The sequence below is a fragment of the Chitinolyticbacter meiyuanensis genome, from assembly GCF_008033135.1.
Lineage (GTDB): Bacteria > Pseudomonadota > Gammaproteobacteria > Burkholderiales > Chitinibacteraceae > Chitinolyticbacter > Chitinolyticbacter meiyuanensis.
The window spans coordinates 4,051,303-4,065,624 of record NZ_CP041335.1 but is presented as its reverse complement, the minus strand read 5'-3'; the positions used below and the strand labels follow the sequence as shown (position 1 = coordinate 4,065,624).

Genomic DNA, 14,322 nt, shown 5'->3' with positions numbered 1-14,322 from the left:
ATGTTTGGTCTATTCAAGAAGGGCTCGGATGAGGATTCCGCCCTGGTCAAGCAGGCGCTTAGCCCCGAGACCGTCGCCGTTGTATCGGCCAGCTGCTGCGTGCGTGGTACCGCAGACATCGATGCTGAAACTGAAGCTGCTGCTCATGCAGCCCTTGAGTCCGCACATCTTGATTGGCCTGTAGTGACCGTAACGGTGACTCAAGCACAGTCGTCGCTCGGCAAGATCTCAAGCGAACTCGACAGCAGCGGCTCCAAGGTGGCGCAGCAAGTGAGCGAGCTTTTCATGTCTCACGGCCTGAGCGCGTTTCCGGTGCTGATCGTGAATCAGCGCTTGGTCTCGTACGGTGGCGCTCCGGACCAGGAGCTGGTCGGTAAGGCGTTGCCGAATCAGCTCAATACGTCGAAGCAGGCCCTCCATTGAACGCCCTCCGAGAAACAGCTCGCGAGGGGAAGCGCGTTCTCCTCACCGGCGGCACCGGCTATCTGGGTGCGCTGCTCGCGGCCCAGGTGCTCAGCGATGACTGGGCCGATACCCTGATCGTCCCGAGCCGGCGTGCCCAGGCTGCCGGCACGATGCCGGAGGAAATCCACCGTGAACTGATCGCGTTGGGTACAGATCCGGATCGTCTGGCAGACCGCATCGAAGTGGTCGCCTGGAAGGGCGCTGAGCAGGTGTCGCGCGAAGACATGGTAAGCATGCTGGCCGGCGTGGATACCGTCATCCACTGTGCGGGATGTCTCGACTACTTCGATAGCGTTGCCCTGCAGGCACTCAATGTGGAATTCACGCAGCGCTTGGTGGATGCCTCCAAGGCAGCGGGCGTGGCGCGCTTCATCTTCATCTCTACGGCCTATGCAGGTGGCTATTCTGGCGCCCCAATCCCGGAGCGCGCGCTGGAGACGCCGGCTAGCGATCCCACCGATTACACGTTGACCAAGCGTCAAGCCGAGCACGTGGTGGCCAGTTCGGGCATCCCGTTCCTGGTGATCCGGCCGTCCATTGTGATCGGCAGCGCCAAGGATGGCCGCTACAGCGGAAAGCGCTACGGGCTCTACCAGCAATGGATGGGGATCGAGCGCTTGCTCTCGGATCGTTACCACGACGAGTTGCACACCGTTGCCACGGACCAGCCGCTGAACCTGTTGCACCAGGACGTGTTTCAAGCCTCGATGGCGAGCATCCTGCGCTGGGTGCCGGACGGCGAACACATCAACCTGGTGGTGAGTAATCGCAGTGCGCCGTCCATGAAGCAGCTATGGCAGATGATTTGCGAAGTGACCCGCCCACATAGCGTGGTGTTCTACGACCACATGCGCCAGGTCGATCTCAAAGCGATTCACATGCGGCAACGGGCCTATCTCACGTTTGCCCAGACCAACCTTGAGATCGGAGCCTATCCCTGGCAATTCGAACGCGGTTGGCTCGAGCAACTCAGCCAACGCGGGCTGGTGTTCACCGAGACCACCGCGGACACGATCAAGATTTGCCAGGACCGCTTTGTCCGCTCTTCGTCGCTGTTACAGCGTTACCTGGAGCGTTTCGGCAACGAGTTACCAGCACGTGTCGAGTATCGACAGCACCACGAACACACCTCGTCCTTGTCACTTTCCATGGCCTGATCATGAACTCACCTGAAAATCGGAGTGGAGCGCGCCTGTCTCCGTGGGACCACGAGCTGAGCCAGTTGGCGTCTGAGTTGCGGGTATGTCTGGAAGCCGCCGCGCAGCGTGGGGACAGAAACGTGCTCTGGCTTGGTGGCGGCTATTCGGAGCTTCTGGCCGAAAGCAAATTGGGATTGGCAGAATCAGAGGTCGTCATCGCGGATGTTGAAACGCGGCAATTGCGGCGAGCCAAAAGTCTGGCTGGCGAACGTTCGCAGACCGTTCGCTTGCTCGAGCTCAGCAACCTACGCCGAGATGTGCGAGCGATCGAGGCCGCGATGTCGGGTGCCGGCGTTCGGGATATCGAAGGCTATCTGGTGCTGGAGGAAAAGCTGAAGGGCTTGTTCGCCAATGCTCCGGCAGTAGCGGACAGTTGGGCACACAGCATCGTGCTCGATTTCGTGCTCAATCGCATCGACCCCAGCACGATTCCAAGCATGCTGAGCGAGGCATTCCGCGTTCAGACTCGCGAAGGTGTGGTGTACTGCATAGCCCTGGTTGCTGACGAACCCATCGCCTCGGCATACGCGGTTAGGGCCGCCCCGCCTGGGCCTTCGTTGCACATTCCCACGGAAGGTGCGCTGCTCAAGTCGTTTGAAGATGCAGGGTTCCACGGCGTGACCGTCCACTGGTCTACTGAGATAGACCCGATCGCGGTGGACCGAATTAGCGACGCGGATATCCGGATGTGCCTCATCGAGGCCTATCGTGGAAAACAGGGCCCTTGTTTCGAACTCGGCCAAGCGGTGATGTACAAAGGGCCATGGCGAGAAGTGCGGGACGATGATGGCCACGTGTATCGCCGTGGCCAACGCGTTGCGGTTTGTGCGAAGACCTTTGATCTGATGATGCGCGCCCCCTATCAGGGCCAATTCGTCGGCCTGCGTAGCGTAAATGAACCTGCTTTGGCCCAAGCTGAGCTGTTCGATTGCAATACGCCGGCGTTGCGCGATCCCAAGGTCACCAAGGGGTTAGCGCCCTTTGCTGGTGCGGTGGCAGCTTCATGCTGCGAGCCTGGCGGAGGTTGCTGCTAGGACGCAAAACCTTTCTTTGGTGTGTATCAACGTGCACACGTCTTCTTATACAATCCTGTCCAGAGTGGAAATGATGTTTCGCCCTCTTTGCAGTGGGAGTATGAGGATATGGAAAAAACGCATCTGGATTGGCAGTACCTACGGGCTCTCGGCGAGACGCCGCGTTTCAAGCGTCTCGATGTCGACTGCCTCGCGGTAGGCACCGCTACGGTTGAACACTCGGCGGTTCAGATCGAAGAGATTCTGTATCTGGATGGCGAAATACACGAAGAGCCCCAGACGCTCCAAAGTCATTGCGCCTCGCTGCTCGCGGTTTGGAACGCTGTTCGTGCCCCGTCCTTGGTGGATCTGGGGCAATGTTCCTGTGTGGGTAGGCGCCTGCTGATGCTGGAGCCCCGCTTTGGCCGGCGCTTTGCCATCCATGCCATCGAACTTGGCGAACATCACCTGATCTTTGCCGTTATGAGCTCCGTGAATCGTTGGGAAGATGTGGAGCTGGTTAAATCGGTGAGTCAGGAGCTTGCCACCGCTGCGGCCTGCGTTCATGAAGCGGCGGGCTTCTCATATGGAACAGCAGCCAAGCAGGCACCCGCCTTCGAGTGGTATCTCTACACCGCTCGTGAAATCGAAATTCTCAAGCTTCTGGCAAGCGGGCTCAGTAACAAGCAGATTGCACGTGAGCTGGGGTCCAGCCCAAATACAGTGCGCAATCAGATCCACGCGTTGTTCCGGAAAGCCGATGTCACGAATCGGACCGAACTCGCATTGAGAGTGGCCACAGCGACGTAATGACTCTGCTCGTTAAGCACTTCATCGCATTGACCCAATCCTCAATTGCATAGGTCTTTGCTGACTCGGCGCTTCTGATTTATTACATAATATTAATATTGTAAGTTTGGCTTGTCTTTTTACGGAGCTATCTTTTAAATGTGGTTTGACTTCCCAAACTATAGAAAAGGAGAGCTTTGTGGATCTATCCAATCTGTCACTGCCCGAAATGTATCAACTGCAGAAAGATCTGAGCGCTGAAATCGAACAGCGCAAGGTCAGCGATAAAAAGAACCTGATCGCAGAGCTGCAAAATCTCGCTGCAGCCAAAGGCTTTTCGTTACAAGACGTGCTCGGCGGCGCTTTGAGTACCAAGGCAGCCAAGAGCACTGGTATTGCGCAGTTCCGCAATCCTGCTGATGCCAGTCAGACCTGGACCGGCCGCGGCCGCAAGCCGCAGTGGGTGCAAGATTGGCTGCAGGCGGGCAAACCGCTTGATGGATTGCGTATCTAGTATTCGCTGCTATGAAAAAAGCCCCGGAATATGGGGCTTTTTTTATTGGCCTTCTTCAGTCGGGAGCACACTTAGTAGCCAAAGAAGTGAGAAGTCCCCTCCCGCTAGAGGGACTTCGATGCTCGCTCGCTAAGCTGTGCTCGACTCGCATCTCGTGTCCATATCCACGACAGCAGGGTTACATGTCCACAGTCGTTCAGTGGGGGTATCGGCGAAGCGGCGGTACCGCTTGTAGAGGTCGGCCAAACGTATGTTCTGCTTCCGTCATAGCGTGGGGGCGCGACTGGTGCAGCTAAAGCAATTATGACTGTTAAGTATGAATCTTAATAATTCTGGATGCTAGGTACTGCCTCGCTTTGAGCACAATATGTGTGCTTTTACTCCACATAGGCTCGCGGTCTGATTATTGAGCGCGATCACGCGTGGGCTGGACAGCACCCGCGTGCGACCAAACTGCTCCAGCAGGCGTACCGTGAGATTGAAGGTGCCACCGAAGACACCGTCGACATCGGTGTAGCTGAACACACTGAACGGGGACTGTGCGAGGTTGCCGCCAGTAAAGCTGGTGCCAAGGTTGAGTCCGGCGCTGCCATCGGTCAGCCGGCTCCAGTCGACGCCGGCCTGATACTGATCGGAAAGCACCACTTCGACGATGGTTGCCTCGATCATCACTTGGCGGCGCGCGCCGGCTTCGACCGAGGCCAGATAGTCGGCGACGCGCGCATGGTTGCGCTCGGAGGCACGTATTGTCAGCGTGCCCGTTTCGGGGTGCAGGATGACGAGCGTGCTGCCGGCCGCCACAGGAGCGGAAGTGGCAACAACTGCGACGGCCGCAGCGCCCGAGGCCGACGTGGCTGTTGGAGCGACAGGGGCTGCGGCAGGCGCAGCTTCCAGCAATGCTTCGATGTTTGCCTGCAGCCGTTGCCAGAAGCGATGCTCGCTGCTGCTTTCGATCCGGGAATTCGAGCTGTTGCCGCCGCTGCCTCCACCCTGAGGGCTGCCGGTACCGGCAACAGAGTTGGCCAGCGTCACGCTGGAGCGCATGTCGCGAGCCAGATTCAGATAGTCGACGTGGTAGGTCTTGAGGTAAGGCGTATCGGGCATCACGGTGAGTACACCGGCATCGAGCGACCAGCGCAGGTCCACCTGGCGTGCAATGCGGTTGAGGATCTGCGGCAGCGTCTGATCGAGCGCATTGATCGTGACTTCGCCGCTGATGCCAGGGTGAACGTCGAGGTTGACGCGCGCGTCCCGCGCCAGTGCGAACAGCAGGCTGTTCACCGGTAACCGATGTGCCACAACGCTGTAGGTTTCCTGGCGCGGCACCGCTGCTGGCTTGGGGAGTGGGGGCGAGGAAAGGAGAGGTTTGGGAATGGTTCCTGCGACCGGTTTGGCTGCAGTGACGTGCCGATGTGCCTCGACATCCAGCCCCGTTCGCGATACGCATCCGGCAAGCAGGAGCACCAAGGAAACTGATATGCAGCTGACTTTATATTTCCTGAGCATGAACTGATATGCTATGCACCCTCGTATCACCGCGCTTTTTTGCCTGTAGTCATACTCTGAAATGTAAGTAATATGCTTTTGGCATTATCAAGGTTCGGTATAGTTGTCACTTGCTGACAACCTAACAACGAGGCGACTGACGGTCGATTTTGCTCAAGTGGGTTTGTGTTGCATTGCACTGGCCTTGTCGGGAGACGATCGTTAAAATGCGCGTTTGTACTCTCCAGTCTAATTTCATGCCTGATGCCCTCGTCCGTTTCGACCGGGTGAGCTTTGCTTACAACGGCTCTCCCGTACTGAACGACGTGTCACTGACCGTGGCGCGTGGGCAGGTGGTCGCCATCATGGGCGGTTCCGGTTCGGGCAAGACCACGCTGCTGCGCCTGATCGGTGGGCAGCTGCGCGCCGAGGGGGGCAGCGTGCAGGTCGATGGCGAGGACATGGCTGGGCTGTCCGAGTCCGCGCTCTATGAGCGGCGCAAGAAGCTCGGCATGCTGTTCCAGTTCGGCGCGCTGTTTACCGATCTCTCGGTGTTCGACAACGTTGCTTTTCCCTTGCGCGAACGCACTCGGTTGCCCGAATCGTTGATACGCGATCTGGTGCTGATGAAGCTGCAGGCGGTCGGCCTGCGCGGCGCGGCGCAACTGATGCCGAATGAGCTCTCCGGCGGCATGGCGCGGCGGGTGGCGCTGGCGCGTGCCATCGCGCTTGATCCACAGGTGATGTTGTACGACGAACCGTTCACCGGGCTCGATCCGATCTCACTCACCACCATCGGTGGCCTGATCCGCGAGCTGAATGATGCGCTGGGCGCTGCTTCGGTCGTGGTGACGCACGATGTGGCCGAATCGTTGGCCATTGTCGACTACGTGTATTTCCTGGCTGGTGGCCGGGTGATCGCCGAGGGCACACCGGAAGCGGTCAAGGCATCCGAGGATCCGTTCGTGCGCCAGTTCATCCACGGGCATAAGGATGGCCCGGTGGCCTTCCACAAGCCCGCCGCCGACTATGCCGCGGAGCTGGGGGTGGCGCGTGGCTAATCCCGTGGTCCGGTTGTTCCTGCGTATCGGTGCGCCACTGACCGATGCCATCATCAAGTTCGGTTTTGCCTGCCGCTTCTTCGTCGCGGTGCTGCGGCATTCGCCGACCTCCTGGCTGCGTTTCTCGCTGACCATGCGCGAGATCTGGTTCGCCGGTGTGCTGTCGGTGCTGATCATTGCCGTGTCCGGCCTGTTCGTCGGCATGGTGCTGGCGTTGCAGGGCTACGACACGCTGGTGCGCTTCGGCGCCTCGTCGTCGCTGGGTATCCTTGTCGCGTTGTCGCTGGTGCGCGAGTTGGGGCCCGTGGTCGGTGCGTTGCTGTTCGCCAGTCGTGCTGGATCGGCCATCACCGCCGAGATCGGCCTGATGAAGGCGACCGAGCAGCTGGCGGCGATGGAGATGATGGCGGTCAACCCGATCGCCCGCGTCGTCGCGCCCAAGTTCTGGGGCGGTGTGATCTCGATGCCGTTGCTCGCTGCGATGTTCAGTGCGATGGGTATCTTCGGAGGCTATCTGATTGGCGTGCAGTTGCTCGGGCTCGATGCCGGCAGCTTCTGGAGCCAGATGCAGTCGCAGGTCGACTTTGGTCAGGACGTGATGAATGGCGTGATCAAGAGCGTGTTCTTCGGGGTGGCGATCAGCCTGATCGCGGTGTTTGAAGGCTTTGATGCCCCGCCGACCGCCGAGGGTGTCTCCCATGCCACCACGCGCACGGTGGTCACGAGTTCTCTGGTGATCCTGGCGCTCGATTTCGTGCTCACCGCCTTCATGTTTCGCGGCGCGTGAACATTCACTTGGAATAATGGCAATGAAACGTGGAATGATCGATTTCTGGGTGGGGCTGTTTGCCGTGGCGGGCGCGGCCGCGCTGCTGTTCCTCGCCCTCAAGGTCAGCAGCCAGGGCACGCAGCCGGCATCCAGCAGCTACACAGTCACGGCGGAGTTCGAGAATATCGGCGGACTCAAGGTGCGCGCGCCGGTCAAGAGCGCCGGCGTTGTGGTCGGTCGGGTGACGCGGATTGAGCTTGATCCGGAGCGTTACGTGGCGCGCGCGACGCTGGCGCTCGACAACCGCTACCACTTCAGCCGCGACAGCAGCGCCGAGATCCTGACTTCGGGCCTGCTGGGCGAGCAATACATCGGCCTTGAACCGGGGGCCGACGAACAGAATCTCAAGCAGGACGACCGGATCACGATCACGTCGTCGGCCATCGTACTGGAGCAGCTGATCAGCCGCTTCCTGTTCTCGAAGGCCGAAACGGCGGGCGAACAAGCAAAGGAGCATACGCAATGAAGCAATGGTTGATGGGCCTCGTCATGGGCCTGATGTCGCTGGCGGCGCTGGCCGCAGCAGAGACCCCCGAGCAGCTCACGCGCAAGGTGAGTGAGGATGTGCTCGCCATCATCAAGCAGAACGACAAGGACCCGCTGAAGGTGCGCGACATGGTCGACGTGCGTGTCTCTCCGCTGGCCGACTACACCCGCATGACTGCGCTCGCTGTCGGTCGTTACTGGAAAACGGCAACACCCGAACAGCAGCAGGCGCTGACCCGTGAATTCCGCACCATGCTGGTCCGCACCTACTTGTCGGCGCTCACCGTCTACAAGAATGCTCAGGTCGAAGTGAAGGGCTCCCGCCCGGGCCAGACCGAGAACGAGCAGAGCGTGCGCTCCGAAGTGTCGCTGCCTGGCCAGAAGGTGATCCCGATCGACTTCAGCTTCGAGAAGGGCAATGCCGGCTGGAAGGTGTACGACATCTCGGTCGACGGCATCAGCTTCATCGTCAACAACCGCAACCAGTTCAGCGCAGTGATCCGCAAGGACGGCGTAGACGGCCTGATCAAGCAGCTGGCCGATCGTAACAACGCCGCCAAGAACGGAACCGCTGCCAAGTGAGCACCTGGTTGCTCGGTGGCGAGCTCACGCTGGCGAGCGCCGCTGCGCGTCTGGCCGAGCCGGATATCGCTGGCGAGGCGGTCAGGCTGGATCTTTCGGCGGTGACGCGCGTCGATTCGGCTGCGCTGGCAGTGTTGCTTGCCTGGTTGCGCCGGGCGCAGGCGGCTGGCACCTCGCTCGCCATCGTCGGTGCGCCGGCGAGCTTGCTGCAGCTCGCCAGGCTCTATGGTGTAGATACGCTGCTTCCGTTCGTGGAGTGAAAAACCATGTGTAGGCTGCTCGCCCTCGTTGGCGTGCTGCTGCTGGCGGGCTGTGCCACGCCGCAGAACAATTATGATCCGCTCGAGCCGATGAATCGCGCCTTCTATGCGATGAATCGCGATATCGACAAGAAGGTGCTGCTGCCGGTGACGCGCGCCTACGTTGCGCACGTGCCGCAGCCGGTGCAGACCGGCGTGAAGAATTTCTTCGGCAACATCGACGATTTCTTCGACATCTTCGCCTCCGCTGCGCAGTTCAAGGGTACCAAGGCCGTGCACAGCTTCAGCCGGGTGCTGGTCAATACCACCGTGGGCGTTGGTGGGGTGATCGACTGGGGCACCGGTCTGGGCATGCAGAAGAGTGACGAAGACTTCGGCCAGGTGTTGGGGTTCTACGGCGTGCCGAGCGGTCCTTACCTGATGGTGCCGTTCTACGGCCCACTGACGCTGCGCGATTCGGCCGAGCCGATCGGCCGCTATTTCATGGGGCCGCTCGATTTCATTCAGAGCCCCATCTGGGATGTGGGTTATTACAGCCTTTGGATCGTCGATGCCCGCGCGGATGTCCTGCCTATCAGCGATCTGCTGGCGACGCAGCCCGACGAATACGCATACATCCGTGACGGTTATCTGCAGCGCCGCTGGAGCAAGATCCACGACGGCAATCCGCCGTATCCGCTGCCCTTGGGCGAGCCCGATGACGCGGACGACAGCTTTGATCCTGGTCCGACCGATGCGGCAGCGCCGGCCGCCGACAGCGCGTCCGCCCCGGTGGCGGACGGTGCTTCGCAGCCTGCTTCGGCGCCGCCCAAGTCCGACCGTGGTGGCGCGCGCTTCAGCATCGGTGATGAAGAGGAAGACGGCACGTTGGAGGTGCAATGAGCGCCATCGTCTTTGATCACGTGGTCAAGCGCTACGGCGCGTTCGAGGCCCTCTCGGGAGTCAGCTTCGCCGTCGAGCTGGGCGATTTCTTCGCGCTGCTGGGCCCCAATGGTGCCGGCAAAACCACGCTGATCTCCATCCTGGGCGGGCTGGCACAGGCCACGTCGGGCCAGGTGTCGGTAATGGGGCACGACGTGGCCAGCGACTATCGCGCCGCGCGCCGCGCCGTCGGCATCGTGCCGCAGGAGCTGGTGTTCGACCCCTTCTTCACCGTGCGCGAAACGCTGCAGTTTCAGTCCGGCTATTTCGGCATCAAGCGCAACGACGACTGGATCGACGAGATACTGGCCAATCTTGGCCTCACCGCCAAAGCGCACAGCAATATGCGGCAGCTCTCCGGTGGCATGAAGCGCCGGGTGATGGTGGCGCAGGCGCTGGTGCACCGCCCGCCCGTGATCGTGCTCGACGAGCCCACCGCCGGGGTCGATGTCGAGCTGCGGCAGACGCTATGGGCCTTCATCCAGAAGCTGAACGCCGATGGCCACACCATCGTGCTGACCACGCACTACCTCGAGGAAGCCGAGACGCTGTGCAACCGCATCGCCATGCTCAAGCAGGGCCGGCTGATCGCGCTGGAGGACAAGGCGGCGCTGATGAAGCGCAACAAGGCGCGCAGCGTGTTCCTGCGGGTGAAGCCTGCGCAGTTGCCGGACACCTTGAAGCCGCTGCTGGTGGCTGAGCGGGACGACGGCTTCGAGTTGCGGCTGGCCGATCCTGATGCACTGCCGGGCATCCTGCTCGCCGTGCAGGCATCCGGCTTGTCGATCCGCGATCTCGAAGTCAGCAAGCCGGATCTGGAAGACATCTTCGTCGCCACGATGCGGGAGGCTGCATGACCGGCTTCACCACATTGTTCATCAAGGAGCTGCTGCGATTCTGGAAGGTGGCATTCCAGACCGTGGCCGCGCCCGTGCTCACGGGCCTGTTGTACCTGCTGATCTTTGCCCATGTGCTTGATGCGCATGTGCAACCGTATCCCGGCGTGCGCTACACCGCTTTCCTGATTCCCGGGTTGGCGATGATGAGCATGCTGCAGAACGCGTTCTCCAACACCAGCTCCAGCCTGATTCAATCAAAGATCACCGGCAATCTGGTTTTCATCCTGCTGCCACCGTTGTCGCACTTCGAATTCTTCGCCGCCTATGTGCTGGCCGCCGTGGTGCGTGGGTTGATCGTCGGCGCTGGTGTGCTGGCGGTCACGCTATGGTTCGCCGTGCCGCCATTCACCCATCCGCTGTGGATCGTCGTGTTCGCGGCGCTGGGCTGTGGCGTGATGGCCATCCTGGGGTTGATCGCCGGTATCTGGGCAGAGAAGTTCGACCAGCTGGCGGCGTTCCAGAACTTCCTGATCATGCCGCTCACCTTTCTCTCCGGCGTGTTCTACTCGATCCATAGCCTGCCGCCGTTCTGGCAGGCGGTTTCGCACTGGAATCCGGTGTTCTACATGATCGATGGCTTCCGCTACGGCTTTTTCGGTCAGGGCGACGTGAACCCATGGTTCTCGCTGGCGGTGGTCTCGGGCTTTTTCCTGCTGCTCGCCGGCTGGGCATACTGGCTGATAAAATCCGGCTACAAGATAAGACACTGATTTGCAAAATGAAGACTGAAAGCGTCAAGGCGTTGATCGAAGCAGCGCTGCCCTGTACCTACGTGGAAGTGGAAGGCGATGGCAGCCACTTCTACGCCACCATCGTTTCCTCGGCCTTTGAGGGGCTCAAGTTGCTCGATCGTCACCGCCTGGTGAAGGACAAGCTCAAGGCGCATTTCGATTCGGGCGAACTGCATGCGCTCAGCCTGCGTGCCACGCGCACCCCGCAAGAGGCGCAGCCGTGAGGGATAGCGAGCGCTTTGGCCTTGCCGCCATCGAGGCCGAGCGGGCTCGGATCGAAGCCGCAAAGCGTGCTGCGCGTTCGCCAGAGAACAAGCGCAGTGCGAGTCGGTTGATGGCATTGGCCAACCTGCCCATCGTGATTGCGCTGCTCGTCTGGGCCTACGTCAAATTCTTCTGAACCAGCCCCCACGGCAGGTCGCTTACGCGCGATAATGCCGGCCATCGCCCGCCAGTGGGCGCGTGCAGCCCGCCACGCAGCGCGGGCCTTTGATTTGAAAGAAAGATTGCGATGGACAAGCTCAAAATCACCGGCGGCGCGCCGCTCGCCGGCGACATCACCATTTCCGGCGCCAAGAACGCCGCCCTGCCCATCCTGTGCGCGAGCCTGTTGACGGCCGATACGCTGCGGCTCACCAACGTGCCGCAGCTGGCGGACGTGAAGACCACGCAGAAGCTGCTGCAGGGCATGGGCGTGCGGGTGATGACCGACAATGTCCACGAGTACGAAATCACTGCCAACCCGGTGACCAGCACCATCGCGCCGTACGAGCTGGTCAAGACCATGCGTGCGTCCATCCTGGTGCTGGGCCCGACGCTGGCGCGCTTCGGCGAGGCACAGGTGTCACTGCCCGGTGGCTGCGCCATCGGCGCCCGTCCGGTCGATCAGCACATCAAGGGCCTGCAGGCTATGGGCGCCGAGATCGTGATCGAGCACGGCTATGTGAAGGCGCGCGGCAAGCTGAAAGGCGCGCGTTTCCGCTCGGACATGATCACGGTGACCGGCACCGAGAACCTGATGATGGCGGCGGTGCTGGCCGAAGGTACCACCATCCTGGAGAACGCCGCGCGCGAGCCCGAGGTGGTCGATCTGGCCGAGTGCCTGATCAAGATGGGCGCCAAGATCAGCGGCCATGGTTCGGACACCATCACCATCGAAGGCGTGAAGGCACTGCATGGTGCCGAGCACGCCATCGTGCCGGACCGCATCGAGACCGGTACTTTCCTGGTGGCTGCCGCCGCCGCGCGCGGCCGCATTGTCTGCCGCAATACGCGCGCCGACATCCTCGGCGCCGTGCTCGACAAGCTGGTCGAGGCCGGTGCCCATGTCGAGGCGGGCGACGACTGGATCGCGCTCGACATGAAATCGCGCCCCAAGGCGGTCGACATCCGCACGCTGGAATACCCGGCATTCCCGACCGACATGCAGGCGCAGTTCACGCTGCTTAATGCGGTGGCCGAAGGCACGGCGGTGATCACCGAGACCATTTTCGAGAACCGCTTCATGCACGCGCCTGAGCTGGCGCGCATGGGTGCCAATATCAAGGTCGACGGCCACAATGCCGTCGTCACCGGCGTGGAGAAGCTCTCCGGCGCCACCGTGATGGCAACCGACCTGCGCGCCTCTGCCTGCCTCGTGATCGCCGGCCTGATTGCCGATGGCGAAACCATCGTCGACCGCATCTACCACCTCGATCGCGGCTACGAGCACATCGAGGCCAAGCTCGCCGGCATCGGTGCGCAGATCGAGCGGATCCGCTGATGCTGACGCTGAACCCCAAGCCCGCCGGCGACGATGCCGACGGCAAGCCCAAGCCGCCGACCCAGGCTGAGAAGGGTTTTGCCGTACTGGCCCATCTGGCAGGCCTCTTTTGGATTCCCTACCTGCCGATGCCGGTGCTGGCGCTGCTGATTCCCTTCCTCACGCTGCAGTTTGCCCGCGTGCATTCGGAATTCGTCGAGCAGCATGCCGTGCAGGCCTGCAACTTCCAGCTGCTGATGGGCTGCCTCTACGTGATTGCCATGATCACCAGCGGCAGCATCGGTTCGTTGTTCCCGATCTGGTGGGTGGCCATCGGCTCGGCCATGTTCGCGCTGTGGGAAGCGGCCAAGGCCATCAATGGCTGGCGGTCCAAGTATCCGGTGACGCTGAAACTCTTCAAATAAGCAGCCCTGTCCATGATTACCATCGCGCTTTCCAAAGGCCGCATCTTCGAGGAAACGCTGCCGCTGCTGGCCGCTGCCGGCGTCGTGCCGAACGAGGATCCGGAAGCCAGCCGCAAGCTCATCATCGGCACCAACCACGACGACGTGCGGCTCATCATCGTGCGCGCCACCGATGTGCCCACCTACGTGCAATACGGCGCGGCCGACCTCGGCGTGGCCGGGCGCGACGTGTTGATCGAACACGGTGGTGCTGGTCTGTACCAGCCGCTCGATCTCGAGATCGCCAAGTGCCAGCTGATGGTGGCTGTGCGCAACGGCTTCGACTACGCCGGTGCCGTTCAGCAGGGCGCCCGCTTGCGCATCGCCACCAAGTACACCGAGCAGGCGCGCGAGCATTTCGCCGGCAAGGGCGTGCACGTCGACCTGATCAAGCTCTATGGTTCGATGGAACTGGCGCCGCTGGTGGGCCTGGCCGACGCCATCGTCGACCTGGTGTCGACCGGCGGCACGCTCAAGGCCAACGACTTGGTCGCGGTCGAGCATATCCGCGATATCTCCAGCCGGCTGATCGTCAACCAGGCCGCGCTCAAGCTCAAGGGCGCCCGCATCCAACCGATGATCGACGCCTTTGCTGGCGCCATCGTGTAATGACGATGGGCGGATGAGCTGGCGTTTCGGCGCCATCCGCTAGATCACCGTCGTTCGATATCGACGTAGCCATGTACGATGGGGCCGACCTGCTGGGGGTCGGCCCGTTCTTCATCAAGTGGCGTTTTCGGCCCGTCGATTTCGCCACGAGGGCTAGCTGCCCGCCTGCCCGGGACAGCATTGCGCTCGCCAACGGCACGCTGCAGATCGGATTGATCGCCCGGCGCGGTGATATGCCCAGTCTCTTCGTGATTTCCCACAGACCAGCACCCCT

Annotated in this window: 19 protein-coding genes; 18 read left to right on the top strand and 1 reads right to left on the bottom strand. The window is 61.3% G+C overall.

The window, feature by feature from the left end:
* From FLM21_RS19380 to FLM21_RS19360, 5 genes are all read left to right on the top strand, one after another.
* Positions 1-423: a hypothetical protein gene (locus FLM21_RS19380; protein WP_148717148.1), complete on the top strand. Its 423-nt coding sequence runs from the start codon at positions 1-3 to the stop codon at positions 421-423.
* Complete coding sequence (locus FLM21_RS19375) at positions 420-1,622, top strand: NAD-dependent epimerase/dehydratase family protein (RefSeq protein ID WP_148717147.1); 1,203 nt, start codon at positions 420-422, stop codon at positions 1,620-1,622. The genes FLM21_RS19380 and FLM21_RS19375 overlap by 4 nt, the downstream gene beginning before the upstream one ends.
* 2 nt (positions 1,623-1,624) lie before the next feature.
* The gene (locus tag FLM21_RS19370; RefSeq protein ID WP_148717146.1) at positions 1,625-2,698 is read left to right on the top strand and encodes a DUF8838 domain-containing protein; all 1,074 of its coding nucleotides are present in this window, start codon (positions 1,625-1,627) and stop codon (positions 2,696-2,698) included.
* Between the two features lie 108 nt (positions 2,699-2,806).
* Positions 2,807-3,487 (top strand): helix-turn-helix transcriptional regulator, encoded by a 681-nt coding sequence (locus tag FLM21_RS19365; protein ID WP_148717145.1) that lies wholly within the window; start codon positions 2,807-2,809, stop codon positions 3,485-3,487.
* 178 nt (positions 3,488-3,665) lie between these two features.
* The gene (locus tag FLM21_RS19360; RefSeq protein ID WP_148717144.1) at positions 3,666-3,980 is read left to right on the top strand and encodes an H-NS histone family protein; all 315 of its coding nucleotides are present in this window, start codon (positions 3,666-3,668) and stop codon (positions 3,978-3,980) included.
* Between the two features lie 339 nt (positions 3,981-4,319).
* Here FLM21_RS19360 and FLM21_RS19355 read toward each other — a convergent pair whose 3' ends face one another.
* Entirely contained in the window at positions 4,320-5,486 is a 1,167-nt protein-coding gene (locus FLM21_RS19355; RefSeq protein WP_187360001.1) for a type II secretion system protein GspD, read from the bottom strand.
* A gap of 236 nt (positions 5,487-5,722) precedes the next feature.
* Here FLM21_RS19355 and FLM21_RS19350 point away from each other — a divergent pair, with 236 nt between their 5' ends.
* The 13 genes from FLM21_RS19350 to hisG all read left to right on the top strand — a co-directional run bounded on the left by FLM21_RS19350 (position 5,723) and on the right by hisG (position 14,048).
* The gene (locus tag FLM21_RS19350) at positions 5,723-6,526 is read left to right on the top strand and encodes an ABC transporter ATP-binding protein (RefSeq protein ID WP_148717142.1); all 804 of its coding nucleotides are present in this window, start codon (positions 5,723-5,725) and stop codon (positions 6,524-6,526) included.
* On the top strand, positions 6,519-7,313 hold the full coding sequence (gene mlaE / locus FLM21_RS19345) for a lipid asymmetry maintenance ABC transporter permease subunit MlaE (protein WP_246120762.1): 795 nt from the start codon (positions 6,519-6,521) through the stop codon (positions 7,311-7,313). Before FLM21_RS19350 ends, mlaE begins: the two co-directional genes overlap by 8 nt.
* A 22-nt stretch (positions 7,314-7,335) precedes the next feature.
* The gene (gene mlaD / locus FLM21_RS19340; RefSeq protein ID WP_148717140.1) at positions 7,336-7,821 is read left to right on the top strand and encodes an outer membrane lipid asymmetry maintenance protein MlaD; all 486 of its coding nucleotides are present in this window, start codon (positions 7,336-7,338) and stop codon (positions 7,819-7,821) included.
* Positions 7,818-8,423, top strand: coding sequence for an MlaC/ttg2D family ABC transporter substrate-binding protein (locus FLM21_RS19335; protein WP_148717139.1), 606 nt, complete (start codon positions 7,818-7,820; stop codon positions 8,421-8,423). The genes mlaD and FLM21_RS19335 overlap by 4 nt, the downstream gene beginning before the upstream one ends.
* Entirely contained in the window at positions 8,420-8,683 is a 264-nt protein-coding gene (locus FLM21_RS19330; protein ID WP_148717138.1) for an STAS domain-containing protein, read from the top strand. The genes FLM21_RS19335 and FLM21_RS19330 overlap by 4 nt, the downstream gene beginning before the upstream one ends.
* 6 nt (positions 8,684-8,689) lie before the next feature.
* The gene (locus FLM21_RS19325; protein ID WP_148717137.1) at positions 8,690-9,565 is read left to right on the top strand and encodes an MlaA family lipoprotein; all 876 of its coding nucleotides are present in this window, start codon (positions 8,690-8,692) and stop codon (positions 9,563-9,565) included.
* Positions 9,562-10,461 (top strand): ABC transporter ATP-binding protein, encoded by a 900-nt coding sequence (locus tag FLM21_RS19320; RefSeq protein ID WP_148717136.1) that lies wholly within the window; start codon positions 9,562-9,564, stop codon positions 10,459-10,461. Before FLM21_RS19325 ends, FLM21_RS19320 begins: the two co-directional genes overlap by 4 nt.
* Positions 10,458-11,213, top strand: a complete 756-nt coding sequence (locus tag FLM21_RS19315) for an ABC transporter permease (protein WP_148717135.1) — start codon at positions 10,458-10,460, stop codon at positions 11,211-11,213. The genes FLM21_RS19320 and FLM21_RS19315 overlap by 4 nt, the downstream gene beginning before the upstream one ends.
* An 8-nt stretch (positions 11,214-11,221) precedes the next feature.
* A complete protein-coding gene (locus FLM21_RS19310) occupies positions 11,222-11,458 on the top strand; it encodes a BolA family protein (RefSeq protein WP_148717134.1) in 237 nt (78 codons plus the stop codon).
* Complete coding sequence (locus FLM21_RS19305; RefSeq protein ID WP_148717133.1) at positions 11,455-11,634, top strand: hypothetical protein; 180 nt, start codon at positions 11,455-11,457, stop codon at positions 11,632-11,634. The genes FLM21_RS19310 and FLM21_RS19305 overlap by 4 nt, the downstream gene beginning before the upstream one ends.
* 111 nt (positions 11,635-11,745) lie before the next feature.
* Positions 11,746-12,996, top strand: coding sequence for a UDP-N-acetylglucosamine 1-carboxyvinyltransferase (gene murA / locus FLM21_RS19300; RefSeq protein WP_148717132.1), 1,251 nt, complete (start codon positions 11,746-11,748; stop codon positions 12,994-12,996).
* Positions 12,996-13,400 (top strand): DUF4870 domain-containing protein, encoded by a 405-nt coding sequence (locus FLM21_RS19295; RefSeq protein WP_148717131.1) that lies wholly within the window; start codon positions 12,996-12,998, stop codon positions 13,398-13,400. The genes murA and FLM21_RS19295 overlap by 1 nt, the downstream gene beginning before the upstream one ends.
* A 12-nt stretch (positions 13,401-13,412) precedes the next feature.
* Positions 13,413-14,048 carry an ATP phosphoribosyltransferase gene (gene hisG, locus FLM21_RS19290; protein WP_148717130.1) on the top strand — a complete coding sequence of 212 codons (636 nt, stop codon included), beginning with the start codon at positions 13,413-13,415 and terminating at the stop codon, positions 14,046-14,048.
* Positions 14,049-14,322: the final 274 nt, after the last annotated feature.

Coding starts and splice junctions, on each gene's coding strand:
- mlaD (WP_148717140.1), top strand. CDS start 7,336: ATGAAACGTGGAATGATCGATTTCTGGGTGGGGCTGTTTGCCGTGGCG.
- FLM21_RS19310 (WP_148717134.1), top strand. CDS start 11,222: ATGAAGACTGAAAGCGTCAAGGCGTTGATCGAAGCAGCGCTGCCCTGT.
- hisG (WP_148717130.1), top strand. CDS start 13,413: ATGATTACCATCGCGCTTTCCAAAGGCCGCATCTTCGAGGAAACGCTG.
- FLM21_RS19320 (WP_148717136.1), top strand. CDS start 9,562: ATGAGCGCCATCGTCTTTGATCACGTGGTCAAGCGCTACGGCGCGTTC.
- FLM21_RS19335 (WP_148717139.1), top strand. CDS start 7,818: ATGAAGCAATGGTTGATGGGCCTCGTCATGGGCCTGATGTCGCTGGCG.
- FLM21_RS19350 (WP_148717142.1), top strand. CDS start 5,723: ATGCCTGATGCCCTCGTCCGTTTCGACCGGGTGAGCTTTGCTTACAAC.
- FLM21_RS19315 (WP_148717135.1), top strand. CDS start 10,458: ATGACCGGCTTCACCACATTGTTCATCAAGGAGCTGCTGCGATTCTGG.
- murA (WP_148717132.1), top strand. CDS start 11,746: ATGGACAAGCTCAAAATCACCGGCGGCGCGCCGCTCGCCGGCGACATC.
- FLM21_RS19380 (WP_148717148.1), top strand. CDS start 1: ATGTTTGGTCTATTCAAGAAGGGCTCGGATGAGGATTCCGCCCTGGTC.
- FLM21_RS19355 (WP_187360001.1), bottom strand. CDS start 5,486: ATGCTCAGGAAATATAAAGTCAGCTGCATATCAGTTTCCTTGGTGCTC.
- FLM21_RS19370 (WP_148717146.1), top strand. CDS start 1,625: ATGAACTCACCTGAAAATCGGAGTGGAGCGCGCCTGTCTCCGTGGGAC.
- FLM21_RS19295 (WP_148717131.1), top strand. CDS start 12,996: ATGCTGACGCTGAACCCCAAGCCCGCCGGCGACGATGCCGACGGCAAG.
- FLM21_RS19325 (WP_148717137.1), top strand. CDS start 8,690: ATGTGTAGGCTGCTCGCCCTCGTTGGCGTGCTGCTGCTGGCGGGCTGT.
- FLM21_RS19365 (WP_148717145.1), top strand. CDS start 2,807: ATGGAAAAAACGCATCTGGATTGGCAGTACCTACGGGCTCTCGGCGAG.